This is a genomic window from Pyxidicoccus caerfyrddinensis (assembly GCF_010894405.1).
Classification (GTDB): Bacteria; Myxococcota; Myxococcia; order Myxococcales; family Myxococcaceae; genus Myxococcus; species Myxococcus caerfyrddinensis.
This window is the reverse complement of record NZ_JAAIYA010000116.1, coordinates 1-853: the sequence shown is the minus strand read 5'-3', so window position 1 is coordinate 853 and position 853 is coordinate 1. Positions and strand designations below refer to the sequence as shown.

Genomic DNA, 853 nt, shown 5'->3' with positions numbered 1-853 from the left:
GCCTTCGGCTCCAGCACCCCGGCGATTCCGTCCCGCTCCAGCCCCGCCTCGATGCGCGGTCGGGCCGCCTCCAGCGCCGCCATGACGCCTTCCAGCGTCTCGCCATAGCGCGCATAGGGGACGCACTCCCCGCGCCCCACGGCGCCGTCCTCCTCCAGCGTGACGACGACCACCTCTGCGGAAGTCTTCGAGCCGCGGGAGATGGTGAAGCGCCCGGCAATGGGCCAGCTCTCGTGGGTGACGGTGAGCTTGCGCATGGGCGGTCAGCTCCGGGCCGGGAAGCGGCGCGCCAGCTCTTCGACGAGGGGACCGACGCCAGTTCGGATGGGGTCCACGCACGGCAGCCCGTGCTCGCGGCCCGTGCGCTCCAGCAGCGCCAGCGCTTCCTTCTCGCCCAGGTGCTCGGTGTTGATGGCGAGGCCCGTGCACTGGATGCGCGGGTTGGTGAGCTGGCCCTCCAGAATCGTCCGGTCGATGACGGCCTGGATGGAGGGGAGGGGATGCTGGACGCCGCGCATCTTCGTGCGCGTGGGCTCGTGGCAGACGACGAAGGCGTCCGGCTGCGCGCCGTGGAGCAGGCCCAGGGTGACGCCCGCGAAGGACGGGTGGAACAGCGAGCCCTGGCCTTCGACCAGGTCCCAGTGGTCCGCGTCGTTGGCGGGGGTGAGCCACTCGGCCGCGCCGGCGACGAAGTCCGACACCACCGCGTCGATGGCCACACCGCGCCCGGAGATGAAGATGCCCGTCTGCCCGGTGGCGCGGAAGTCCGCCTTCAGGCCGCGCGCGCGCATCTCCTTCTCCAGCGCGAGCACCGTGTACTTCTTGCCCACCGAGCAGTCCGTGCCCACCGTCA

Annotated in this window: 1 protein-coding gene and 1 pseudogene; both read right to left on the bottom strand. The window is 71.6% G+C overall.

Annotated elements, in window-relative coordinates:
• Positions 1-257 (bottom strand): annotated as a pseudogene (locus G4D86_RS51750) (dipeptide epimerase); the annotation flags it as partial.
• A 6-nt stretch (positions 258-263) separates the two neighbouring features.
• A partial coding sequence (locus G4D86_RS51745; RefSeq protein WP_164003099.1) for a DUF1611 domain-containing protein occupies positions 264-853 on the bottom strand: 590 nt, incomplete at its 5' end.